This window comes from Rhodococcus sp. O3 (assembly GCF_048897285.1).
GTDB lineage: Bacteria > Actinomycetota > Actinomycetes > Mycobacteriales > Mycobacteriaceae > Rhodococcus.
Genome location: NZ_JBMBTE010000016.1, coordinates 42,412 through 65,715, shown reverse-complemented (window position 1 = coordinate 65,715; position 23,304 = coordinate 42,412). Strand labels below are relative to the sequence as shown.

Genomic DNA, 23,304 nt, shown 5'->3' with positions numbered 1-23,304 from the left:
AGATTGTTCGCCGACCTGGCGCGGGCGATCCGCGCTGATGCGAAGACGTTGGCGGCCCTCGAGATCGGTGAGACCGGCAAACCCGAGAAGGCCGCGCTTGCCGAGATCGAGAACTCGGCGCAGTACTTCGAATTCTACGGCGGGCTCACCGGCGGACCGGCCGGGGAGATTCTCGACGTCGAACCCGACCAGCACGTCTACACCCGGCGCGAACCGTTCGGGGTCGTCGGGATCGTCACCCCGTGGAATCTGCCGCTCAACCAGGCGTGCCGGGCGGTCGCACCCGCGCTCGCCGCCGGGAACACCGTGGTCGTCAAGCCGTCCGAGTTCACGTCCTCGTCGTCGGTGCGGCTCGCGCAGCTCGCGACCGAGGTCGGGTTCCCGGCCGGGGTGTTCAACGTCGTGCTCGGCACCGGCGACGTCGCGGGTGCCGCGCTCGTCGAACACCCGTCGGTCGCGAAGGTCGCGTTCACCGGGTCGGTCCGCACCGGACGGGCCATCGGCGCGATCGCCGCGGACCGGATCATCCCGCTCACCCTCGAACTGGGGGGCAAGTCCGCGAACATCGTGTTCGCGGACGCCGATCTCGATGCTGCGGTCACCGGTGCGGTGCAGGCGTTCACGTCGAACGCCGGTCAGGTGTGTTCGTCGGGTACCCGGCTGCTCGTTCACCGGTCGGTCTTCGACCGAGTGGTCGGCGCGGTCGCCGAACGCGCCTCGGCGATCAGGATCGGCGAGGACATGGGACCGCTCATCACGCGCGCCCAGTTCGAGCGCGTCCAGGAGTACTTCAAGATCGCCGAATCGGAAGGTGCCCGGGCGGTCACGGGCGGTGCGGTCGCGGCACTCGCCGCCGAGACCGGCGGCTTCTACGTCGAACCCACCGTCTACACCGAGGTCACCAACCACGCACGCATCGCCCGCGAGGAGATCTTCGGCCCGGTCCTCGTCGCCATCCCGTTCGACACCGACGACGAGGCGATCGCGATCGCGAACGACTCGGAGTACGGACTCGTCGCGGGACTGTGGACCCGCGACGTGAGCCGCGCCGTCACCGTCAGCGAGCAACTGTGTGCCGGGCAGGTATTCGTGAACACGTGGTCCACCGGATCGGTGCAGACCCCGTTCGGCGGCTGGAAGCACAGCGGGTACGGCCGGGAGAAAGGCGTCGAGGCGCTCCACCACTACAGCCAGGTCAAATGCGTGACCATCAAGCTCGATTCCGCCGGATCGTCGGCGTGAAGGGAACATCCGAAATGGCAGACGAACTCACGGCGTCGACGGTCGAGGACGCGCACAAGGCGCTCTTCGACGCGGGACTGGCCGTCCGCAGGGAAGTGCTCGGCGACGCCTATGTCGACGCGGCACTCGAACGCGGCATCGGCACCGACGGGGAAGCGTTGCAGCACTACGTCACCGAATCCGTGTGGGGATCGGTGTGGACGCGACCGGGTCTCGACCGTCGCAGCCGGTCCCTGCTCAACCTCGGCATCCTCATCGCGCTGAGCCAGCACACCGAACTCGCGGTGCATGTGCGGGCCGGGCTCGGTAACGGGCTGACCCGCGAGGAGATCACCGAAGCCGTCGTCCACGCGACCGCGTACGTCGGATGCCCGGCCGGTGTTGCGGCGATGCGCGTCGTCCAGGACACGCTGACCGCCGAACTCGGTCCCCTCGGTGGGGAGGGCGCCGCATGAACGCCGCCGCTGCGCCCGCCCGGGCCGGATTCGTCGGACTCGGCGCGATGGGTTCGCCCATCGCACAGAACTTCTCGAACGCGGTGCCGGGACTGCGGGTGTTCGACGCGAACCAGGGAACGCTGGACCGGTTCGTCGCCGAGAACCCGTCGTCCGTGCGGGCGAACGCCCTCGCCGACCTCGTGGATTGCGACGTCGTGGTGCTCAGCCTGCCCACCAGCGACATCGTCGACGCGGTGCTCCTGGGACCCGACGGGCTGCTCGGGCACCTGCGTCCCGGGTCGATCGTCGTGGACATGGGCTCGAGCGTCCCGGCCCGCACCCAGGCGCTCGCCGAAGTCGCCGCGGAGAAGGGCATCGCGATCGTCGACGCCCCGGTCAGCGGCGGTGTCGCGCGGGCCCGCGAGGCCGACCTCGCGGTGATGGTCGGCGGTGACACCGAAGCCGTGGAACGGGTCCGCCCGTTGCTCGAGGCCACCGCCCGCGAGGTGATCGTCGTGGGCCCGGCGGGCTCCGGGCACGCCACCAAGGCCCTCAACAATCTGCTGGCCGCGTCCGGTCTCGTCGCGGCGGCCGAAGCCATGCTGGTGGGAGCCAAGTTCGGGATCGACCAGGCGACGCTGCTCTCCGTGATCAACGCCGGCAGCGGCCGGAACAACACCACCGAGACCAAGTACGAGAAGTTCGTGCTGTCACGATCGTTCGCGTCGGGCTTCACCGCGGAACTCATGCGCAAGGACCTGGGCATCGCGCTGGATCTCGCGCGCGAGCAGGGCGTGAAGATCGGTCTCGGTGAGGAACTCGGCCGGATCTGGAACGACGCGACCGAAGCCCTCGAACCCGGCGCCGATCAGACCGAGATCGTGCGCTATCTGGAGGATGCCTTCGGACTCGAGAGTCCGTAGCGCTTCGTAGATGACCCGAACATCCCGAGAGAGTGAGGATTCCGTGGCGCTGCCCGCCGTTCTGACCACTCCCGCCGAACACGCCCGGCGCACGCCGGACAAACCGGCGATCATCATGGGCGCCGGCGGTGAGGCGGTGACCTACGCGCAGCTCGACGACCGGTCCGCGCGCCTGGCACAGGCACTGAGAGAGCGCGGCATCGGCGAGGGCGACCAGATCGCGATTCTCATGGAGAACAACCGCGCGTACCTCGAGGTGACGTGGGCGGCGCAGCGATCGGGTCTGTACTACACCGCGATCAACAGGCATCTGCGGTCCGCGGAGGTGCAGTACATCCTCGACGACTGCGGCGCCGTCGCGCTCGTGACGAGTGCGGCGATGGCCGACGTCGTCGCCGGCCTGGATCTGTCCCGAATCCCCGTGCGCATCAGTGCATCCGGTGATGTCGACGGATTCGAGCGATACGACGACGTGCTGGCCGCGAGCGAACCGATGCCGGAAGACCAGGCACGCGAGGGTCGCGAGATGCTCTACTCATCCGGCACCACCGGACGGCCCAAGGGCGTTCGCAAGCCTCTCGTTGCCGCGCCCTTCGGTGATCCCGCCGCGCCCCCGGTGCTCATCGCGAAGGGCCTGGAGATGCGTGGTGCGCTCGAAGACGCCGTCTACCTGTCACCGGCACCGCTGTATCACGGTTCACCGCTGGTGTTCTCGATGTCGTGGCAGCGACTCGGCGCCACGGTCGTGGTCATGGAATCCTTCGATGCCGAGCTGTGTCTGCAATTGATCGAACGGCACGGCGTCACCGACGCCCAGTTCGTGCCGACGATGTTCGTGCGCATGTTGCGTCTGCCGGCCGAGGTGCGGCGACGCTACGACCTGTCGAGTCTGCGCGAGGTCATCCACGGTGCCGCACCGTGCCCGGTCCCGGTGAAACGGCAGATGATGAGCTGGTGGGGCCCGATCATCCACGAATACTATTCCGGCACCGAGGACATCGGCACCGCCTCCATCACGCCGCAGGAGTGGCTGGCACATCCCGGTTCGGTCGGCCGTCCGATGCAGGAATGCCACATAGTCGGTGAGGACGGCGAGGAACTGCCCCGAGGGAAGGTCGGCGTCGTCTACTTCGCGGGTGGTCGCCCCTTCGAGTACCACAACGACCCGGCCAAGACGGCCGCGGCCGCGAACGACAAGGGTTGGAGAACCCTCGGCGACATGGGCTATCTCGACGAGGACGGCTACCTCTACCTGACCGACCGGCTGGCGTTCATGATCATCTCGGGTGGCGTCAACATCTACCCGCAGGAGGCGGAGAACGTCCTGTCCGGGCATCCCGCGGTCGCGGACGTCGCGGTCATCGGTGTGCCCGACGACGAGATGGGGGAGTCGGTCCGGGCGGTCGTCCAGCTCGTGGAATCCGCCCGCGCGTCGGCGGAACTCGAGGCGGAACTCATCGCCTACTGCCGATCGGAACTGGCGTCCTACAAGTGCCCCCGCAAAGTCGACTTCGTCGATTCACTGCCCCGCGACCCGAGCGGCAAACTGCAGAAGAGACTGCTGCGCGAACAGTATTGGACCGGAGTGGGCTGACGCCCCGGTGTGCCTTTGTGGCGGTCAGGGCCGCCACAAAGGCACACCGGGGCCGCAGGCCCCCTCAGCCTGCGTCGATCGCGACGTCGAGTGCTCCGAGATCGCCCCCGAGTTCGGAGACGGTATCGCGCACCACGGCAACGTCCTTGGTAAGGAATTCCTCAACCGCACCGGTGAACCCGGCGACGGATCCGCGGGCGGCGATGTTGCCCATCACCTTGCTGGCGGAGCTGCCGTGCGGAAGTGCCTCGAGCAGAGCCGATTCCTCGACCCCGAGTTGCGCACCGAGGGCCACGGCTTCGGAGATGAGACCGATCTGTGCCGCGAACAACGCGTTGTTGACCAGCTTGACGCGTTGCCCGTTGCCGGCCTGCCCGACGTGGAGTACCGGATCCCCGTAGCTGCGCAGCACGGGTGTGGCACGCTCGACGGCGTCGGCGTCGCCTCCGAGGAACAGCGTGAGACTTCCGGCGGCGATGTCGTGCGGGCCGCCGCTGACCGCAGCGTCGATCACGTCGATGCCGTGGACCGCCGCTTCGTCCCGGATCTGTTCGATCGTCCGGGGGCTGATGGTCGTGTGGATCGCCAGCACCGAGCCGCGCGGCATCTTCTCGAGAAGGGCGCTCTTCAGACACACCTCGCGGACCTGGTCGTCGGTGAACACGCAGACGAGGACGATCTCGGCGCCGACACCGGTCTCGGACGCCTCCGTCACTGCCGTGACGCCCGCATCCGTCAGGGCGGCACGGGTTTCCGATGATCGGCCCAGCGCTCGGACCTCGTGTCCGACCTCGGCGAGCTTGCGCACCATGGGCAGGCCCATGCGGCCGGCCCCGATGAATCCGACCCGGGTCACCGCGGGTGCTCCATCAGGGCGAGGGTGGCGTCGGCTGCGGTGAGCACCACCCCGGGCGTCGCGCCCGCCGCGTCCGCGAGGCCCGCCACGTGTCCGACGTCCTTGCGCAGCAGGGGACCGGCATGCTTCGCGATGCTGTCGAGTGTGCCGCCGCCCGCCACGACCCGGCCGAGCGCGAAACTGTTCGCCGATCCGTGCGTGATGACCTCACCGAGCTTCGCGGGATCGACACCGAGCGACTCACCGAGTTGCAGCGTGGTCACGGAGGTCGCGAGATTCGCGGTGAACAGTAGATTGTTGAGGAGCTTGGCAACCTGCCCGGCTCCGATGTCGCCCAGGTGGACCACGGGATTCGCGTAGGTCTCGAAGACGGGCCGGATCTTCTCGACGATCTCGGTGTCGCCACCGACCATGACGAGCAGGGTGCCCGCGGCGGCTCCCATGCCGCCGCCGCTGACCGGGGCATCGACAACCGCAACCCCGGCCTCACGCGCCTGCTCGGCGAGTTCCCGAACCGTGTCGGGATGGACGGTGCTGTGGATTGCGATGATCCCACCGGGCTGCAAGCCCGCCAGCACGCCGTTCTCGCCGGTGACGACCTGCCGCACATCGCCGTCGGCGACGACGCAGAGGCAGACCAGGTCGCTCGCGGCGGCGAGTTCGGCGGGCGTCTGCGCGGTCTTCGCCGCGGTGTCCGCGTACGGCTCGAGCGACTCGGGTCGCCGCGCCCACAGGGTCATCTCGTATCCCGACTCGACGATGCGGCGCGCCATGGGCCCGCCCTGGCTGCCGAGCCCGATGAAACCGACACGCATCAGTGCTCCTCCGATCCGATCAGTACGACTCCGAGTGGTGCGACGGTCATGCCGCGGCTTCCTGCTTCTGCGGCCGCCAGAACGTGGCGAGCAGACCGGCGGTCGCGACGACACCGACGCCGAGCGCGATCGCGCCGCCGGCCCAGCCGACGATCGTGATGTCGACGGCCGAATCGATCGAGATCTCACCGGGTCCGATCATGGCCAGCGCCAGCGCGACCACGCCGAGCACGAGGACGTATTCGTAGCCTTCCTTGAAGACGAAGAATCCGTTGGGCCGGTGCGCGAGCAGACCGGCGACGAGCATGATCGAGATGACCGCTGCGCACGCCAGGGGAGTGAGCAGGCCGAGAATCACGAGCACGCCGGCGCCGATCTCGACGACGACGCTGATCCATGCCTGCAACGTGCCGTTGCGCAGGCCCAGTCCGCTGAACCAGCGCGCGGTACCGGCGATACGGCCGCCGCCCACCCAGTGGTTGACGCCGTGCGCGATCATCGTCGCACCGAGCACCAGACGCACCAGGAGTAGCGCAACATCGGTGGGGTCCATCGCTTCACCTCCTTGCCGCTGTGCGGCACCGTCGAATCATTTTGTGGTAGCGGATATTCGGTCAGCCGCACGATTGTCGATGCATTCCTGCACGAACGACAGCACGGTCGAGTGGTACGACGCGGCCGCGTAGCCGAGGGCGAGATTGTGCCCGGCGTCCGGCTGCGTGTGCAGCTCGACCCGGGGCGCGGCGGTGAAACTCGCCGCGATGTCGTCGAGGGCCTCCGGGTCGCCGCGCCACACCCGCTCGTGTTCGGCGGCGGTGAAGTGCACCGGGACCTCGACCCGCGCGGCGAGTTGCGGGAATTCGGTGTGCGGCCACGACGCGGTCACCGTCGCCTCGTAGGCGGGGGTGCGCGAGGCGATCGGCGCGCCGCCGACCAGTTCCGGCGGATAGATCTCGGGGTGCGCCCAGATCAGCCCGTATACGCCCTTGGGGTCGGCGTATTGTGCTTCCGTGCCGAGGATTCCGCGGGCGTCGGCGTGATGCTCACGGCCGGTGCCGGCCAGTGCGATCCCGAGCAGGTCCTTGCCGCGTGGCTCGACGGCCAGGCGCATTGTGAGTTCGCATCCCAGCGAGTGGCCCCACAGGAAGATCCCGGCACCGAGATCGAGCGAGTCCAGATGCGCGTCGATCGCGGCGTGGGCGGCGTCGACCCGCTGCTCGGGCCGGGTGAAGTCGTCCACGTGCGGACGGGAGGCGCCGTACCCGGGTCGGTCCACCGCGAGGACGGTGAATCCGCGCGCGGGACCGGTTCGCAGCAGGGACAGCTCGGGATGGCCCGGGCAGTCGAAGTACGCGGAGTCCGTCGCCCCGCCGTGCAGCGCGACGACCACGGCTCGGGGCTGCTCGGCGACCGCGAGCAGCCCCGACATCGGGACACCGTCGATCTCGACGACGCGGGCGACGGGTGCGGATTCGATCGTCGTCACGAGTCCGCCCGCAGGAGCATCGCACCGCCGGGGGACAGGCCGCCGGTGGCGGCGACGGCGACGCGGGCGCCGGCCACCTGACGGTCTCCGGCTTCACCGCGCAACTGCACGACGGCCTCGTGGATCAGGCCCATGCCGTGGGTGCGGCCGTGCGAGAGCTGACCGCCGTGGGTGTTCAGCGGCAACACGCCGTCGCGGGCGATGTTGTGGCCGCCGTCGAGGAAATCCTTGGCCTCGCCGATGCCGCAGAAGCCGAGGGCCTCGATCCACGACAGGCAGTTGAACGTGAACCCGTCGTAGAGTTCGGCGACGTCGACGTCCTCGGGCCGCAGGTCGGTGCGCGACCACAGGTGGGCGGCGGGGCCGAGCACCTGCGGTTCGTGGGTGAGGGTGCTCTGGTCCCATTCGATCCGCTCGATGATCTGGGTACCCACCGCCTCGACGAGAACGGGTGGCTTGGCCAGATCGCGGGCCGCGTCGACCGCCGAGACGATCACCGCGACCGAGCCGTCGCACGGAACGTCGCAGTCGTACAGGCCGAACGGGGTCGTGATGGCACGCGCGTTCAGGTAGTCGTCCATCGTCAGCGGATCGCGGTAGATCGCCGTCGGATTCAGCGCGGCGTTGGCGCGCTGGTTGAGCGCGATCCAGCCGAGGGTCTCGCGGGTGGTGCCGTAGCGATGGAAGTGACGCTGGGCGTTCTGGGCGAGGGTGTGCGCGGCGGAGATGCCACCGAACGGCATCATCCAGCTCGTGGTGCGCCCGCCCGAGGGGCGGATCTCGCCGCGCTTCATCAGTTCTCCGTGGGTCGCTTCCCACAGGGTGCGGTAGCACAGCACGTGCCGTGCGAGTCCGCTGGAGACCGCGATCATCGCGGCAATGACCGAGCCACCGGGACCGAAGGTTTCGATGCCGCCGTTGTGCCAGGTCGGGTTGAGCCCGAGTGCGGCCTCGACGGTCAGGACACCGCCCTCGCCGAAACCGCCGACCTGGCCGGCGCCGGGGTAGCTGGCGATCCCGTCGATGTCGTCGAGCGTGAGACCGGCGTCGGCGACGGCGCGTTCGCACGCCTCGATCGTCAGGTCCAGAGGGGAGCGCATGAGCCGGCGCCCGATCTCGGACATCCCGACTCCGGTGAGAGCCACCCGGTCCTCGAACTTCTCGCGAGATGCCATGGGCCGCACGTGCTTGCGGAAGTCCTCGGGTTCGATCTCGTCGGCCGGCAGCCGAGCAGGCGCGACCTGCTCGGCTGCCGGACGGAACAGCGGCAGCCAGACGTCGTCGTCCTGCTGGAAGACGACCTCCATCCGCCGGCCGAGTTCGAGGGTCTCCGGATCGCAGTCGACGATGTTGGTCGTCAGCCGCACCCGGGGGTCCTCGTCGATCGCGACCTGCGCCACCACATAGGGCGGCGGCAGGCCGGGGAGACCGAAGCGGTGGTTGACCGTGAAGCCGGCGAGCGTGGCAGTGCCCGACACTTCGCGCACGCCCATCCGGTGACCGCGGCAGTACCGGCACACCGGTTGCGGCGGATGGATCAGCGCAGAACAGGATTCGCATTCCTGGATGCGCAGGATCCCGTCCGCACCGGCGGTCCAGAAGAACCGGTTCTGCTCGGTCACCTGGGGAAGGGGACGGCCCGATTTCGGCGCCTTGCCCTTCTCCGTGTCCTCGGGGTCGACCACCGCTGAATCAGTCACCGATCTGAGCCTCCGACCTCTTCACCGTGATGGGCTCCGCGAGACGCTGCTCGTCGCAGATCTTCTGGAGCTTCTCGAGCGTCTCGTCGAGACCCGCGCCGAGGCGCGGTCCGGGCGTGAACGTGGCCGGCAGGTGCCGCATGCCCTGGATGACGCCGATCGAGTCGTAGTGCACTGCCTCCGCCGGGTCGCACTTGTAATCCGGCATGCGGTCGAGCACGGCGACGAGCATCCGCTTGAACACCTGGCGGGCCATGTTCGAGCCGATGCACCGGTGGATGCCGAGACCGAAACTGAAGTGCCGGTTTCCGCGACGCTCCAGGTCGACCTCGTTCGGATCGTCGAACAGTTCCGGGTCGCGGTTGGCCATCGCCCAGGACAGCCAGAGGCGCTCGCCTTCCTTGAAATCGGTGCCGTTGAACGAGCAGTCCGCCGAGAACGTCCGGCCGTCACCCGGTGCAGGGGTGAAGTACCGCAGGAACTCCTCGGTCGCCGAATCGAGCAGCGTGTCTCGCTCCTCGCTGAGGATCGTGCGCTTGTCGGGATTGTGCGCGAGCCACTCGAGCGAGTGCGCGGTCAGCGCCGTCGTCGTGTCGAAGCCACCACCGATCAGCAGGCTCAGGATGCCGAGCAGCTCCATGTCGTCGGGCTTTTCGCCGAGCACGGTGGCCTGCGCGAGCTCGTTGATCAGGCCCGGGCGGGGATTCTCCCGGATCTCGAACAGGTTCGTGAGCAGGTCGATGCCCATCGTCCGGTGCATCTCGGCGATGCGCGGGACGTCAGGCGAGTCCGGCGGCGTGTACACCGCGGCGTGGACCGGTTCGTTGTAGATGGTCCACTTGGCGATCGGGATGCCCATCATCGCCAGGGTGAGCACGGCGGGCACGATGTTCGCCAGGTCGTCGACGAAGTCGATGCGGCCGGTCTCGATCTTCTCGTCGATGCTGGCCCGCACGATCTCGTCGATGAACGGTGTCCATCGCTTGACCGCGGCGGGGGACAGGTACGGGTTGAGCAGGGCACGGAACTCGTGGTGCTCGGGGTCGTCCATCTCCAGGATGCCGCCGCGCACGCCCGACGCACGTTCCATCGTCGGGATCGCGATTCCCTTGTAACCACGGCGTTTTCCGTGGATGTCGTGGTCGGTGGACACGTCCGCCGAGCGGGCGAGCGCGAACACCTCCTTGCTGCCGGCGGCCACCCAGTGGCCACCGTGGGTCTCGGACCACGCCATCGGACACTTGGCGTGCATCTCCTGCGTGATCGGCAGGAAGTTGTCGCGGTAGTCGGCGGCGTGGCGGTCGAAATCGAACCTGTTCGCCTTGCGGTTGTCGTCCGTGACGACGTCGTCAACGCTCACGGCGTTGTCCTCTCTTGCACGTCGAGCTTTGGGGGGCTGTTCGAAACGGCAGATCAGAAAATGGTGATCGCCTGCTCGGGGCACGAGCGGGCGGCCTCCTTCACCGCTTCCTCCTGGTCGGCGGGCACCTCTTCGTTTGCGACCGACGCGTGACCGTCGATCTCACTGAGCTCGAAGACGTCCGGTGCGGCCATGGCACAGAGCGTGTGGCCCTGGCACTTGTCGGGATCGACGCGGACCTTCAAAATTCTCCTCCAGACTTCCGTTGTATCCGGGGTAGTTCGGATCCCTTTCGCCGGAATCCTCCGGGGACGGTAGCAGCGACGGGATTCGGGATCAGATGTGGTAGTCGTACCACTTCAGGTAGCCGCCTCCGTCGACGCGCATCTGCATGCCGGTGACGTACCGTGATTCGTCGGAAGCCAGGAAAAGCACCATGTTGCTGGAGTCCTGGGGCTCGATGTACGGAATCGGCATGGCCTGTTGCACACCGAATGCCGGCTCCGCGTCCTGGCGGGTGGGGTGTGCGAGGTCGGGACGGAACGAGCGGTACATCGGCTCGCTCTGCAGCATGTCGGTGTTGCAGTTGGTCGGGTGCAGCACGTTGGCGCGAATGCTGCGGGGCGCCAGATGCGTTGCGAGTTCGTGGATGAACTGTGCCAACGCACGCTTCGAGTACACGTACGCGACACCACCGAGGTCCTTGCCCGGCTGGTCGACCTTGGCGACGTCCATCAGGGCCGCGGTCGAGCCCGTCGCGATGATCGATGCGCCGGCGCTCAGGTGCGGCAACGCTTCCTGCACGGCGTTGATCGTGCCGACGAGATTGGTATTGACCACATCCGACCAAGCCTGGGTTTGTGGTTCGCCCTTCATGCCGGCGACACCTGCCTGCGCGACAACGACATCCAGCTTGCCGAACTCGGCGAGACCCTGCTCGAGAGCGGCACGGACCTCGGAGGCCACACGCACGTCCGCCTTGACCGCGACGATGCGACGACCCTGCTTCTCGACGAGGCGCACGGTCTCCTCGAGGTCCTCGGGGGTGGCCATCGGGTATCCGATCGACGGGATGTCCTCGCACAGATCGATCGCGATGATGTCCGCGCCCTCCTCGGCCAGACGGACCGCGTGGCTGCGGCCCTGCCCGCGAGCGGCGCCGGTGACGAACGCGACCTTGCCTTCTACACGCCCCACTGTTGTTTCCTTTCGCTAACTTTCGCTGTCGGGAGATTCGCGGACGGTCGGGTCAGGTGTTGCGTCCGCCGTTGACGCCGAGGATCTGGCCGGTGATGTAGCCGGCTTCCTCGGAGACGAGGAATGCGCATGCCGCGGCGATGTCCTCCGGGCGGCCCACCCGGCGTACCGGGGTCCGCTGGATGTGTTCTTCGATGGTTCCGCCGAGCAGGCCCTTGCTTTCGGAGTTGCGCAGCATCGGGGTATCGACGAATCCGGGTGGGACGGCGTTGACGGTGATTCCGTCGGGGCCGTATTCGAGGGCGAGCGACTTGGTGAGCCCGTTGACGCCGGATTTGGACGAGACGTACGCGGTCATGAACTGCTGCCCGGACTGCGCACTCGACGACGAGATGTTCACGATGCGGCCCCACTGCGCCTCGCGCATGTCGGGGAGCACCGCCTGGACGCAGTGGAAGACACCGTTCAGGTTGACCGCGACGATCTGGTTCCAGGTGTCGATGTCGATGTTGTGGAAGCGCTTGTACAGTTCCCGGCCCGCGGCGTTCACCAGAATCGTGATCGGGCCGAGTTCCTTTCGGACCTCGTCGAGCGCAGCGTCGACCGACGCGCGATCGGACACGTCCGCGACATAGGAGAACTTGGCGTCGGACGGATTGATGTCCAGGATCGCGACCCGGTGGCCGTCGTTGCGCAAGCGCTCGGCGATGGCCGCGCCGATTCCCGAACCGCCGCCGGTGACGACGGCGGTTCGGGCGGTGGAAGCTGTTCCTGCTGTCACTTCCACGCCTCGTCTCCGACGATGGTCACGCGGCGCATGAGTCGCTCGGACGACGGGTCGTAGGGCAGGGCCCGGTGCAGCATGCCGGTGTTGTCCCACACGACCAGGTCTCCGACCTCCCAGTCGTGGGCGTAGCAGAAGCGCTCCTGCGTGGTCCACGCCTGCAGTTCGTCGATGAGCGCGCGGCTCTCGTCGGGTTCCATGCCGACGATGTGGTCGGCGGTGGCGCCGATGACCAGCGAGCGGCGGCCGTCGCGGCGTTCCCACACGAGCGAGGACTCGTGCGTGGGGAGCTGCCGCCAACGGGCGACCTGGTCCTCGGTCGGATCCGGGTAGACCAGGCGCTGCGCGGCTTCGAAGCTGTGGACGACGCGCAGTCCGTCGTAGCGCTTGCGCTCTGCCTCGGAGAGGTTCTCGTAGGCGGCGTAGGTGCTCGCGAACTCGGTGCCACCGCCGACGGCGGCGACGTGGCGGCAGCTGAGCACCGTGGCCTTGGCCGGGATGTCGTTGGTGGTGTCGTCGATGTGCCAGCTGAAGGTGCCCTTGAGGTACTCGGCCGACGGCGACTTCGCCGGGTCGAGCGACACCGTGAAGATCTCCTCGCCGGGGATCGGCTGGACGAGCTGACCGAGCTTGCGGCTGAAGGCGAGCTGACCTTCGTCGTCGAGGTTCAGGCCGCGGAACAGCAGCACTCCGCGCCACTTCAGCGCTTCGGTCAGCTTGCCGATCACCTCGGGGTTCTCGAGGTCGACATCTCCGCTGACCTCTACTCCCAGGGCCGGGGTGATTGCTGTAGTCTTGATCACAAGAAGCTCCCTTCCAGTTTTCGAGAACCATACTCTCCGCGTCGAGTTGCCCGCAAGGCCGGATCAGCCGCTGGTCAGGACAATTCAGGCTTCGATTTGGGGTATGCGAACCAGGCTCTGATTGCTACATTCACACCAATACGGGGACTGAATTCTCGATAGTGAGAATCGTATTTCCACACAGTGAGGAGAACCGGATGTCAACGCAGGAGACCGTGCAGGCCGAGGCCGGGACCGAGGTGCACAAGCGCCTGCTCATCGACGGGCAGCTCGTCACGACCGAGCAGACCTTCCCGTCGTTCAACCCCGCGACGGGTGAGCTCGTCGGCTACGCGCCGGATGCCGGTGTCGCCGAGGCTGAAACCGCCATCGAGGCCGCGCGCCGCGCCTTCGACACCACGACGTGGTCCACCGACGTCGAATTCCGCATCAAGTGCCTCGACCAACTCCACCAGGCACTGCTCGACAACGCCGAAGAACTGCGCGAACTCACCATCGCCGAGGTCGGCGCACCGCGCCTGCTCACCTACGGCAACCAGCTCGACGCCCCGATCAACATCGTCCGCTACTACGCGGACCTCCTCCGCAAGTACCCGCTGACCGAGGACCTCGGCGAGGTCGAGATCCGCGGGCAGAAGCACCGCCGCTGGATCGAGCGCGAGGCCGCGGGCGTCGTCGCCGCGATCGTCGCCTACAACTACCCGACGCAGCTCGCGCTTGCGAAGCTCGCCCCGTCACTCGCCGCCGGCTGCACGATCGTTCTCAAGGGCGCACCCGACACCCCGCTCGTCACGCAGGCGCTCGGCGAGATCATCGCCAACCACACCGACATCCCCGCCGGCGTCGTCAACATTCTCTCCTCCACCCAGGTGTCGACCGGCGAGATCATGACGACCCACCCGGACGTCGACGTCGTCACCTTCACCGGCTCCACCGTCGTCGGCCGCAAGATCATGGCCGCGGCCTCCGAGTCCCTCAAGCGCGTCTTCCTCGAGCTCGGCGGCAAGTCCGCGCTCATCGTGCTCGACGACGCGGACATCCCGACCACAGCGCAGTTCGCGGCGTTCAGCATCTGCTCGCACGCCGGCCAGGGCTGCGCGCTCACCACGCGCCTGCTCGTGCCGCGCGAGAAGCACGACGAGATCGTCGCCGCGGTCGGCGCGATGATGAGCAATGTGCCGTTCGGCGACCCGTCCGACCCGAAGATCTACATGGGTCCGGTCATCAACGAGAAGTCGCGCGAGAAGATCGACGGCATGGTCAAGCGGGCCGTCGAGGCGGGCGCGACCCTCGTCACCGGCGGCGAGAAGGTCGACCCCGGCTTCTTCTACAAGCCGACGCTGCTCGCGAACGTCGACCCGGACAGCGAGATCGCGCAGGAAGAGGTCTTCGGTCCGGTCCTCGCCGTCATCCCGTTCGACGACGACGACGATGCCGTCCGCATCGCCAACAACTCCATCTACGGCCTGTCCGGCGGTGTGCTCAGCGCCGACGAGGAGCGCGCCACCGCGATCGGCCGCCGGATCCGCACCGGCACGTTCAGCATCAACGGTGGCAACTACTTCACGCCCGAGGTGCCGTTCGGCGGATACAAGCAGTCCGGCATCGGCCGCGAGATGGGCGTCGCCGGCCTGCACGAATTCCAGCAGATCAAGTCCTTCGCGGCGGTCGTCAAGTGAAGCCCCTCGAAGGAGTCCGCGTCCTCGAGGTCGCGATGTACGGCTTCGTCCCGTCGGCGGGCGCCGTGCTCGCCGAGTGGGGCGCCGACGTCGTCAAGGTCGAGCACTCGGTCACCGGCGACCCGCAGCGCGGACTGCGCCAGGTCGGGAGGATGCGGGTCGAGGGTGATCCGAACCCGAACGTCGAACACGCCAACCGCGGCAAGCGCAGCATCGGTCTCGACATGGGCAGCGAGGAGGGCCGGGAGGTCCTGCTCGAACTGGCCCGCCGCTCGGACGTGTTCCTGACCAGCTTCCTGCCGCAGGCCCGCACCAAGTTCGGGATCGACGTCGACGACATCCGCGCCGTCAACCCGTCGATCGTCTACGCGCGGGGTAGCGCGCTCGGTCCGCGCGGCGTCGAATCCGACCGGGGCGGCTACGACATGACGGCGTTCTGGGCGCGCGGCGGCATCGCCGCGACCATCACCCCGCCCGGGGTCGAGGGCATGATCGCTCCGCCCGGACCGGCGTTCGGCGACACCATCTCCGGCACCAACCTCGCCGGCGGTATCGCGGCTGCACTCTTCAAGCGCGAACGCACCGGGGAGACGTCGGTGGTGGACGTGTCGCTGCTCGGCAGCGGTCTCTGGGCGATGGGGCACGGCGTCGCACTGTCGCTGCACCTCGACGAGCACATGGTCGCCCCCGTCCCGGGAGCCCATGGCGCACCGACGAATCCGCTGTCGGGCCTGTACGCGACGTCGGACAACCGGTATCTGTCGTTCGTGATGCTCCAGCCCGGCAAGTTCTGGGCGGACGTGTGCCGTCACATCGACCGGCCCGACCTCATCGACGATCCGCGGTTCGCCGATGCCCAGCAGATCGCCACCAATACGGAAGAGGCGGTGGCAATTCTGCGCGAGGTCATCGGGCAGCGGACCCTCGCCGAGTGGACCGAGCGGTTCGCGACCCTCGCCGGCCCGTGGGCGCCGGTGCAGGACTCGCTCCAGGTCTCCGACGACGCGCAGATCCGCGCCAACGAATACATCGTCAAGGCAGGCGAACTCGAACTGGTCGCCAACCCGGTCCAGTTCGATGTCACCGCACCGGCGACCGGTCCCGCACCGGAATTCGCTGCGCAGACCGAGGAGGTGCTGCTCGAACTCGGTCTCGATTGGGACCGCATCATCGCGCTGAAGACGGCGGGCGCAGTCACGTAGGGCATGTCTCCCGATCCCCATTTCGGCGCGAGAAGGATCGGGAGACACGCCCTAGGACTGCGACCGCCACAGAACACCGGAGAATCTCATGCCATACATCGCTTCGATAGGTACCTACCTGCCGTGCTGGGGATCACCCGGGGCCCGCGTGCCCGGTGACGACGAGGACGCGATCACACTCGCTGTCGAAGCGGGCCGCGCCGCCGTGGCCGAGACGGGTTCGGTTCAGTACGTGGTCCTGGTCAGCCGGGACCTGCCACTGCTCGAGAGCAGCAACGCCGCGGTGCTGCTCGCGGGCCTCGGACTCGATCCGGAGATCGAGGTCACCGAACGCCTCGGCGGTGCACCGGCAACACTCGACGCGCTCGGTTCCGCGCGCCCGCGGACCCTGGTGATCGGTGTGGATCTCGCTCCCGCCGGGGCGGCGGCGGCGCTCACCGCGGATCAGGGCTTGCAGGTGCGCACCGCGGCGCGCGTCTCGCGCAGCCTCCCGGTCCGCACCCGCACCGAGAACGGAATGGTGCACGACTACGGGGATCCGCGCCTGGTCAAACAGCGCGGCTTCCTCGCGTCCCTCGCTTCCTCGTGGGTGGACGACCCGGTGACCGTCGCCGGCGTCGAGCCCCGGTACGCGGCGGACCTGTGCGCCGCCCCACCGGTGGAACTGCCCACCACGGGTGCGAGTTCGCCGTTGTTCGCGCTCGCGGCGATGGCCGAATCGGAGACGAAAGGTCCACTGGTGGGAGTGGAGCAGGCGAGCCTGTCGGCGATCACCGTCGCCGACGGCGTCACCGAGATCCGTCGACACGAACCGCCGGTGCGGGAGCGGACCGCGCCGGTTCACGTGCCCGGCCCGGACATCCCGATCTCGCTCGCGGCATACGAGCGGGCGTTCGAAGCCAAGGTCCGCTGGGAAGCGGGCCGCCATCCTGGCTCCGACGACCTGGACTTCCCGCCGAGATATCGCGTGGGGGATGACGGAACACTCGGCAGCAGTTACGAGTTCGTGTCCTTGCCGCGAACCGGGAGCGTCTACACCGAGGTCACCGTCCGTGTTCCGGTCCCCGGTCTGGACACCCCGTACTCGCTCGTTCTCGTCGAGCTCGACGACGTCGACGTGCGGGCACTGGTCAAGGTGACCGGTGTGGAGCCGGGCACCGTCGACATCGGTGATCGCGGTCGCATGGTGCTGCGCCGCGTCGCGGTGCGGTCCGGGGTTCCGGACTACGGCTACGCGTTCCATCCCGAAAGTGAGGCGTCATGAGGAAAGTCGCGATCGTCGGTGCGGGAATGACGCCCTTCGCCGAACATTTCTCCCTGGGCATCCGCGAGTTGCTGCCGATGGCGTACGCCGAATGCGCGGCCACGGTCGACAAGGGCATCCGCACCTCGGACCTGCAGGCCGCGTGGTTCGGTGCGATGGGGACCACCGACGGGTTCCCCGCCGGGATCCTCGCCGACACCCTCGGTCTCCCGGAAATTCCGGTGACGCGCGTCGAGAACTCGTGTGCCACGGGACATGACGCCATCCGCAATGCCTTGTTCGGGATCGCCTCCGGAGCGTTCGACGTGGCGCTGGTGATGGGTGCCGACAAGGTCCGCGAGACGGCGTCGAAGGACATGATCTGGGAATGGGAGGCTCTCACGCGTGACATGGCGTGGGACTACCCGCTCGGTCTCGCGCAGGCCGGTTTCGCGCTGCACGTGCGACGCTACCTGCACGAGTCCCCGGCGACGCGCGAGCACATGGCCATGGTCGCGGTGAAGAACCATCTGAACGGACTGAACAATCCGAAGGCGTTCCGGCGCTTCGAGATCACCGTCGAGGAAGCGCTGAACGCGCAGACCGTGGTGACGCCGTTCGGTGTCTACGATTGTGCGCCGCAGAGCGACGGTGCCGCCGCTCTGGTACTCGCCGCCGAGGACGTCGTGGACCGCTACACCGATCGCCCGGTGTGGGTCCGCGGTGTCGGCATCGGGCTGGATTCGGTGATGCACCAGCACAAGAAGGACATGACGAGCTTCCCGGCGACTGTGCGGGCTGCGAAGCAGGCGTTCGCGATGGCCGGCCTGACGCCCTCCGACGTCGATGTCGCGGAGGTTCACGACTTCTTCACCGGCATCGAACTGATCAGCTACGAGGATCTCGGCTTCGCGAACCGGTTCGAGGCCTACAAGTTGATCGAATCCGGGGCCACCGCCATCGGTGGAACGCTCCCGGTGAATCCCAGTGGCGGCATGATCTCCAAGGGGCATCCGCCGGGTGCCACCGGTGTCGCCCAGTGTGTCGAGCTGTTCGAGCAGTTGCGCGGCAACGCCGTCAACCAGGTCGACGGCGCTCGAATCGGTTTGGCACACAACATCGGTGGACCGACGGCCGTGTCGGCGGTGACGATCCTCGAGGGATCCGCTTCCTGACGTTCCGTCCACCGCTGCACAGGTCTGCACGCAGCGCCGACGCCCGCGTCGCACCACGCGACGCGGGCGTCGTCATGTCCGAATTTTCTGTGGAACTGGGCTTTTCGACGAAAAACAAGACTCGCGAGTCAGGTTCTTGTCACAACCCCCGCAGTCGCATATATTGCGTAGGTCACAATCGCTTCGTCGATGTGAACTGAGCCGTCGTAATTTCTTGTAGCTCTTGCTCGTTCGTGCACACGGGCGACTTCGACATCCGATCCCCCGATGAAAGTCGAGTTGGATGATTCTCACTGTCGTGAACCGAATCGGTCGCAGCATCCTCGTCATCCTGTTGGTGACGATCGCGGTGGTGGCGCTGCTCGGCCTGGCCCCCGGCTCGGTCGCCCAGGTGATTCTGGGGGAGAACGCCACCCCGGAAGCCGTCGCGGCCATGAACGCCGAACTGGGCCTGGACGCGCCGTTCTGGTCGCAGTACACGACCTGGCTCGGCAACGCCGTCCAGGGAGAACTCGGAACATCGCCGCTCACCGGACAATCCGTGAGCGAGGCGATCGGCGAACGACTGCCGGTGACCCTCCAACTCGCGGTCATGGGGCTGACGATCGCGCTGATCGTCGCGATCGGCATGGGAATCGCCTCCGCATCCCGTCCGGGAAGCGCGCTGGATCGTTCGACGAATGCGCTGTCCGCGGTGTTCCTGTCCGTCCCGGCCTTCATCGCCGGCCCGGTGCTCATCTACTTCCTGGCCATCAAGCTGCAGATCTTCCCGGTGATGGGATGGTCGAGGATCAGCGAGGGACTGGGTGAGAACCTGCGCAGCGCTTTCCTGCCGGCGATCGCGATCGCCCTGACGGAGATCGCCGCATTCCATCGCCTGCTGCGCACCGACCTCGTCGGCACCCTGCGTGAGGACTTCGTCGCTGCCGCCCGTGCGAAGGGGCTCTCGTCGAGATACGTCATGTTCCGGCACGCGCTGAGACCGTCGTCGTTTTCCTTGATCACCCTCGCCGGAATCAACCTCGGCCGCCTCATCGGAGGCACCGTCATCGTCGAAACACTGTTCGGGTTACCGGGTCTGGGTCAGCTCGTCGCATCGTCGATCACCTCTCGCGACGTGATCATGGTCCAGGGAATCGTCGTGTTCATCGCTGTGGTCTACGTGTGCATCAACACCTTCGTGGACCTCAGCTACCAAGTGATCGACCCGCGGGTCAGGAAGGTGGCGGCAGCATGAGCCAGACGGCGATCGAGGTCGCGATCACCGATACCCGTAAGGAGGCGAGCGCCGACGATTCGAGACCGGTCGTCCCGGCACCCCGGAAGAAACGATCGATCCTGGTGTACCTCTCGATCGCATGGCTGGTCGTGTTGATCGCGGCGGCCGTGTTCGCGGACCTGCTCCCGCTGGCGTCGTACGCGACACCGGTCGGAAAGCCGCGCACGACACCCCAACTCGGTTCCCTGGATCTGCTGCTGGGAACCGACACTCTCGGGCGGTCGATGTTGTCGAGAATCGTCTACGGTGCCCGTGTCTCGTTGGTGATCGGTGCGGTTGCCGGTCTCATCGGATTTCTGGTCGGTTCGCTGACCGGTCTGCTCGCCGGCTACTTCGGCAGGCGTCTCGACTCCGTCGTCACGCTCGTGGCCGACGCGATGCTCGCCTTCCCGCCGTTGATCCTGCTGCTTGCCCTGGCATCGATCCTGACGCCGAGCGTCCCGACGATGCTGCTCGGGCTCACCCTGATGGTGATCCCCTCCTTCATCAGGCTCTCCCGGGCGAACACCATGGCATGGTCGTCGCGGGAATTCATCCGTGCTGCACGGAACATGGGTGCAGGGCACGGAAGGATCCTGTTCAAGGAGATTCTGCCGAACGTTCTCGCGCCTCTGGCCGCGTTCCTGCCCATCATCATGGCCGCGCTCATCGTGGCTGAGGGATCGCTGAGTTTCCTCGGCCTGGGAATCCCTCCGCCGCAGCCGAGTTGGGGCGGGATGATCAGCGACGGCAAGGACGCGATCGCGACCTACCCACATCTGGTTTTCGTCCCCGCACTGGTCATCTTCTTCACCGTCTTCGCCCTGAACCAGGTCGGTGATCACCTGCGGACCAAGTACGACCGAACACTGCACGACTGACGTGCGGGATGGTCCCCCCATCCACGCCCCGTTCCACCCGTCGTCCGTCCCCCCCGGAGAGGTTCCGAATTGTTCAGAAACACACGCATACCCAGGTTCGCCGCCGCGATCGGCATCGCGGCACTCGTCCTCACCGCCTGCGGCGGAGGCGGATCGGCAGGTGGTGACGGATCGGCCGACGCCGGCGATCCCGTCTCCGGTGGTGTCGCGCGCATCCTGCAGACGGGCGAACCTCGCTCCCTCGACCCGGCCGCGCTGTCGAACACCTGGGCGCACCAGCCCGTGCTCGGCAACGCGCTGTACGGCGCGCTGATGGTCAACGACGTCGAAACCACCGAGATCGGTTACAAGATGGCGACCGAGTTCTCGACCACCGACGGTGGAGTGTCGTTCACTCTGAAACTGCGTCCGGACCTGAAGTTCAGCGACGGCACGCCGCTCGACTCGACCGCCGTGAAGTTCAACTGGGATCGGCTCAAGGATCCGTCACTGGGATCCACGACGATCCGGCAGGCGGTGCAGATCGCGGAGACCCAGGTCGTCGATCCTGTCACACTCCGGGTCGTGATGGCTTCACCCAACCCGCATTTCGCGCAGGCGATCATCGCCGGTGCACTCAACTGGATCGCGTCTCCGGCTGCTCTCGAGAAGGGCCAGGCCGCTTTCGACGAGAATCCGATCGGCGCAGGACCGTTCACGCTCGTGAAGTGGACCCGCCAGGACGCGGTCGAACTGAAGCGTAATCCGGGCTACTGGGATGCGCCGAAACCGTATCTCGACGGCCTGGTCATCCGCACGGTCGTGGACACCAACCAGCGAGCCAACAGCATCACCACCGGTGGCGCGGATCTCGCCATGGAAACCAACTGGACGAGCCTGAACACGGTCGAAGGCGCGGGATTCGCGTACGAGGTCGTCCCCACCGGGGGCGGACAGATGCTCGGGATGAACGCCCGTCGAGCTCCGTTCGACGACGTACGTGCCCGCCGAGCGGTGTCGATGGCGGTGGATCTCGATGCGATCAACACAGCCGTCTACAACGACGCCGGTGAGATTCCGCGGACACTGTTCGAGGAGGGATCGCCGTACTTCGCGGACATCTCCCTCGACGACTACGACAAGGACGCCGCGCAGAAGCTCTTCGACGAACTTGCCGCCGAGGGTAAGCCGGTCAAGTTCACGTTCATGTCGTACCCGACGACCGAAAGCCGCACGCTCGGCGAGGCGCTCCAAGCCCAGCTCAGCGCATACGACAACGTCGAGATGAATGTCGAGGTCGTCGACTTCGCGGCCGCGACCGCGCGGGCGGGCGCCCGCGACTTCGACATGGTGATCACCTCGGCGATCGTCCAGGATCCGGACTTCGGCCTGTGGACGGCATTCCACTCCGCGTCGACCGGTAACTTCACCGGGATCGACGACAAGGAACTGAGCGACGCACTCGACGCCGGCCGCCAGGCCACCACCGGCGAGGACCGTGCTGCGGCGTACGAGGTCGTGCAGAAGCGTATCGCCGAGCTCAACCCGGGCATCTGGTACTACCGCGCCGTTCCCGCGGTCTCGATCGGCAAGAACGTTCACGGCGTGGAGCTCTACACGCTCGGATCGCCTCTGCCCGAAGAGCTGTGGATCAACAAGTAGCCGACGGCAGGAAGGGCCGGCTCACCATGAGCACTCAGCCGCTACTCGAGGTCAGAAATCTCCGTGCCTACATCGGCACACCCCGCGGGATCGTCCGGGCCGTCGACAACGTGTCCTTGGACCTGGACGCCGGGCAGGCACTGGGGATCGTCGGTGAGTCCGGTTCCGGCAAGTCCGTGATGGCACGAGCCATCATGGGTCTGATGCCTCCGCGGTCCGGGCGGTCCGGCGCGGTGACCTTCCAGGGCCGTGACCTGCTCGCGTTGAGCAGGAGGGAGAGGCGCGAGGTCTGGGGCAAGCAGATCTCGATGGTCTTCCAGGATCCGGGGCGTTCGCTCAATCCGGTGGTGCGGATCGAGCGCCAACTCACCGAAGGCATGCGCAAGCATCTGGGAGTCGGCCGTTCGGAGGCTCGCGGCCGGGCCCTCGACCTCCTGAAGGAGGTCGGGGTGCCCGACCCCGAGCGGCGGCTGCGCAACTATCCGCACGAGATGTCCGGCGGTATGCGGCAACGCGTGATGATCGCGATCGCGCTCGCGTGCGAACCGGACCTGCTCATCGCGGACGAACCGACCACCGCGCTGGACGTGACCGTTCAGCGGCAGATCCTCGATCTCCTGCGCCGCGTGCAACGCGAACGCGGAATGTCGATGATGCTCATCAGCCACGACCTGGCGGTGGTGGCGGGCCGCACCGACCGTGTCTCGGTGATGTACGCCGGCCGGCTCGCCGAAGTCGGTTCCACGCGTGAGGTGTTCGAGGCGCCCCGGCATCGGTACACGCACGCGTTGCTGGGAGCGACGCCGACCATCGACCACACCCGGCATGCACCGCTGCAGGTGATCGACGGCGCGTTGCCCGACCCCACCGCGCCGCCGGAGGGATGCCGATTCGCACCTCGGTGTGCACACCGCCTCGACGAGTGCGCCCTCACCGGCCCGGATCTCGAATCCGTGGGAGCGGATCATCTCGTTGCGTGTCTGAACCCGGTTGCCGCCGCGGCACCGGCACTTTCGGGAGGTCGATGA

22 protein-coding genes are annotated in these 23,304 nt (G+C 67.3%); 12 read left to right on the top strand and 10 right to left on the bottom strand.

The window, feature by feature from the left end:
- From ACN675_RS07740 to ACN675_RS07725, 4 genes are all read left to right on the top strand, one after another.
- Positions 1-1,242: aldehyde dehydrogenase family protein (locus ACN675_RS07740; RefSeq protein ID WP_420750294.1), on the top strand; the 1,242-nt coding region annotated here is incomplete at its 5' end.
- Positions 1,243-1,256: 14 nt separating this feature from the next.
- Positions 1,257-1,697 (top strand): carboxymuconolactone decarboxylase family protein, encoded by a 441-nt coding sequence (locus ACN675_RS07735; protein ID WP_420750293.1) that lies wholly within the window; start codon positions 1,257-1,259, stop codon positions 1,695-1,697.
- Positions 1,694-2,602 carry an NAD(P)-dependent oxidoreductase gene (locus ACN675_RS07730; RefSeq protein WP_420750292.1) on the top strand — a complete coding sequence of 303 codons (909 nt, stop codon included), beginning with the start codon at positions 1,694-1,696 and terminating at the stop codon, positions 2,600-2,602. The genes ACN675_RS07735 and ACN675_RS07730 overlap by 4 nt, the downstream gene beginning before the upstream one ends.
- Before the next feature lie 43 nt (positions 2,603-2,645).
- On the top strand, positions 2,646-4,196 hold the full coding sequence (locus ACN675_RS07725; RefSeq protein ID WP_420750291.1) for an acyl-CoA synthetase: 1,551 nt from the start codon (positions 2,646-2,648) through the stop codon (positions 4,194-4,196).
- Positions 4,197-4,260: 64 nt separating this feature from the next.
- On the opposite strand, the gene ACN675_RS07720 is transcribed toward ACN675_RS07725, so the two are convergent.
- The 10 genes from ACN675_RS07720 to ACN675_RS07675 form a co-directional block, all read right to left on the bottom strand.
- Positions 4,261-5,052 (bottom strand): NAD(P)-dependent oxidoreductase, encoded by a 792-nt coding sequence (locus ACN675_RS07720; RefSeq protein WP_420750290.1) that lies wholly within the window; start codon positions 5,050-5,052, stop codon positions 4,261-4,263.
- Complete coding sequence (locus ACN675_RS07715; protein WP_420750289.1) at positions 5,049-5,867, bottom strand: NAD(P)-dependent oxidoreductase; 819 nt, start codon at positions 5,865-5,867, stop codon at positions 5,049-5,051. The genes ACN675_RS07720 and ACN675_RS07715 overlap by 4 nt, the downstream gene beginning before the upstream one ends.
- Before the next feature lie 46 nt (positions 5,868-5,913).
- Entirely contained in the window at positions 5,914-6,420 is a 507-nt protein-coding gene (locus tag ACN675_RS07710) for a DoxX family protein (RefSeq protein WP_420750288.1), read from the bottom strand.
- A gap of 36 nt (positions 6,421-6,456) precedes the next feature.
- A complete protein-coding gene (locus tag ACN675_RS07705) occupies positions 6,457-7,353 on the bottom strand; it encodes an alpha/beta fold hydrolase (RefSeq protein WP_420750287.1) in 897 nt (298 codons plus the stop codon).
- Entirely contained in the window at positions 7,350-9,053 is a 1,704-nt protein-coding gene (locus tag ACN675_RS07700; RefSeq protein WP_420750286.1) for a thiolase C-terminal domain-containing protein, read from the bottom strand. Before ACN675_RS07700 ends, ACN675_RS07705 begins: the two co-directional genes overlap by 4 nt.
- Complete coding sequence (locus tag ACN675_RS07695) at positions 9,046-10,413, bottom strand: cytochrome P450 (protein WP_420750285.1); 1,368 nt, start codon at positions 10,411-10,413, stop codon at positions 9,046-9,048. The genes ACN675_RS07700 and ACN675_RS07695 overlap by 8 nt, the downstream gene beginning before the upstream one ends.
- Before the next feature lie 53 nt (positions 10,414-10,466).
- Positions 10,467-10,658, bottom strand: coding sequence for a ferredoxin (locus ACN675_RS07690; protein ID WP_197257563.1), 192 nt, complete (start codon positions 10,656-10,658; stop codon positions 10,467-10,469).
- A 91-nt stretch (positions 10,659-10,749) separates the two neighbouring features.
- Positions 10,750-11,610, bottom strand: a complete 861-nt coding sequence (locus ACN675_RS07685; RefSeq protein ID WP_420750284.1) for a mycofactocin-coupled SDR family oxidoreductase — start codon at positions 11,608-11,610, stop codon at positions 10,750-10,752.
- A 52-nt stretch (positions 11,611-11,662) separates the two neighbouring features.
- Entirely contained in the window at positions 11,663-12,391 is a 729-nt protein-coding gene (locus tag ACN675_RS07680; protein WP_420750283.1) for an SDR family NAD(P)-dependent oxidoreductase, read from the bottom strand.
- Positions 12,388-13,197: a TauD/TfdA dioxygenase family protein gene (locus ACN675_RS07675; RefSeq protein WP_420750282.1), complete on the bottom strand. Its 810-nt coding sequence runs from the start codon at positions 13,195-13,197 to the stop codon at positions 12,388-12,390. Before ACN675_RS07675 ends, ACN675_RS07680 begins: the two co-directional genes overlap by 4 nt.
- Positions 13,198-13,394: 197 nt before the next feature.
- Between ACN675_RS07675 and ACN675_RS07670 the strand changes: the two genes are divergently transcribed.
- From ACN675_RS07670 to ACN675_RS07635, 8 genes are all read left to right on the top strand, one after another.
- Positions 13,395-14,876, top strand: coding sequence for an aldehyde dehydrogenase family protein (locus tag ACN675_RS07670; RefSeq protein WP_420750281.1), 1,482 nt, complete (start codon positions 13,395-13,397; stop codon positions 14,874-14,876).
- Positions 14,873-16,078, top strand: a complete 1,206-nt coding sequence (locus tag ACN675_RS07665; RefSeq protein WP_420750280.1) for a CaiB/BaiF CoA transferase family protein — start codon at positions 14,873-14,875, stop codon at positions 16,076-16,078. Before ACN675_RS07670 ends, ACN675_RS07665 begins: the two co-directional genes overlap by 4 nt.
- An 88-nt stretch (positions 16,079-16,166) precedes the next feature.
- A complete protein-coding gene (locus tag ACN675_RS07660; RefSeq protein ID WP_420750279.1) occupies positions 16,167-17,342 on the top strand; it encodes an OB-fold domain-containing protein in 1,176 nt (391 codons plus the stop codon).
- Positions 17,339-18,496 (top strand): thiolase C-terminal domain-containing protein, encoded by a 1,158-nt coding sequence (locus ACN675_RS07655; RefSeq protein WP_420750278.1) that lies wholly within the window; start codon positions 17,339-17,341, stop codon positions 18,494-18,496. The genes ACN675_RS07660 and ACN675_RS07655 overlap by 4 nt, the downstream gene beginning before the upstream one ends.
- A gap of 283 nt (positions 18,497-18,779) precedes the next feature.
- A complete protein-coding gene (locus ACN675_RS07650; protein ID WP_420750277.1) occupies positions 18,780-19,733 on the top strand; it encodes an ABC transporter permease in 954 nt (317 codons plus the stop codon).
- On the top strand, positions 19,730-20,635 hold the full coding sequence (locus tag ACN675_RS07645; RefSeq protein WP_420750276.1) for an ABC transporter permease: 906 nt from the start codon (positions 19,730-19,732) through the stop codon (positions 20,633-20,635). Before ACN675_RS07650 ends, ACN675_RS07645 begins: the two co-directional genes overlap by 4 nt.
- A 69-nt stretch (positions 20,636-20,704) precedes the next feature.
- Positions 20,705-22,276, top strand: coding sequence for an ABC transporter substrate-binding protein (locus ACN675_RS07640; protein ID WP_420750275.1), 1,572 nt, complete (start codon positions 20,705-20,707; stop codon positions 22,274-22,276).
- A gap of 26 nt (positions 22,277-22,302) precedes the next feature.
- Positions 22,303-23,304: an ABC transporter ATP-binding protein gene (locus ACN675_RS07635; RefSeq protein WP_420750274.1), complete on the top strand. Its 1,002-nt coding sequence runs from the start codon at positions 22,303-22,305 to the stop codon at positions 23,302-23,304.